This window comes from Micrococcus sp. H39-S4, from assembly GCF_027158145.1.
GTDB lineage: Bacteria > Actinomycetota > Actinomycetes > Actinomycetales > Micrococcaceae > Micrococcus > Micrococcus luteus.
The window spans coordinates 1-984 of the sequence record NZ_JAPVLT010000030.1 but is presented as its reverse complement, the minus strand read 5'-3'; the positions used below and the strand labels follow the sequence as shown (position 1 = coordinate 984).

At 70.7% G+C, this 984-nt stretch carries 1 pseudogene; it reads right to left on the bottom strand.

Annotation, left to right across the window (positions count from 1 at the left end):
* Nucleotides 1-846: pseudogene (locus tag O3T09_RS11780) on the bottom strand (FAD-dependent oxidoreductase); the annotation flags it as partial.
* Nucleotides 847-984: the final 138 nt, after the last annotated feature.

Sequence of the window (984 nt, the reverse complement as noted above, 5' to 3'; positions counted from 1 at the left end):
GTTGACGATCGCGCGTGGGACGTGCGCGAGTGACAGGACACGGCTGTCGTAGCGGATCCCGGCAGCGGAGGCCTGCCGTTCGGTCATCCCGACGGCGGCCAGGGCGGGGCTGGTGAACACGACCCGGAGCAGGTGGCGGTAGTCGACCTCGAGGCCGGCGCCGGTGAGGGCGTTGTCGGCGACGAGGGCGCCGTGGGCCGCGGCGACGTACACGAACTGACGGTGGGCGGTGACGTCACCGGCAGCCCAGACGCGCGGGTTGGTGCTGCGCAGATGGCTGTCGACGACCACCTCGCCGTGGTCGCCGGTGCGCACGTCGACGGTGTCGAGACCGAGCGTGGCGGTGACCGGGCGGCGCCCGGTGGCGACGAGTACCTCGGCCGCCCGGAGTTCCTGTGAGCCGTCAGTGGTGGTGGCAGTGACCGTGACCTCGCCGGTGGCCGGGTCGCGGCGGACCGCGCTGGGCACCGCGCCGCGGATGATCTGGATGCCTTCGTCCGTGAAGATCTCATCCAGGGCGGTGGACGCCTCGGGTTCTTCCTGGGACGCCAGCCGTGAGCGGACCAGCATGGTGACCCGGACGCCGAGCCGAGCGAAGAGCTGGGCCTGCTCCATCGCGACGTAGCCGCCGCCGATGACCAGCAGCGACTCCGGGACGTGGTCCAGTTCCATCGCGGTGGTCGAGGTCAGGTAACCGGCCTCCTGCAGGCCGGGGACCGGCGGCGCCCAGGGCCTGGAGCCGGTGGCGATGAGGTAGTGCGCGGCCCGGACCGTCTCCACCGTGCCGTCAGGGCCGGTGACGCGCAGTGCCGGCTCGCTGGGTGTGCCGACGAACGTGGCGTCCCCGGGGTGGAGATCAGTTGAGTCCCGCATAGTGGTGTAGCGCCCGGTGGTCGGGCACGTCGTTCCAGACGTGGACGCGGCCACCGTGTGATCCTTCGAGTCAACCTCTCACAGAATCCTCGAATGGAGTCATCACGATGA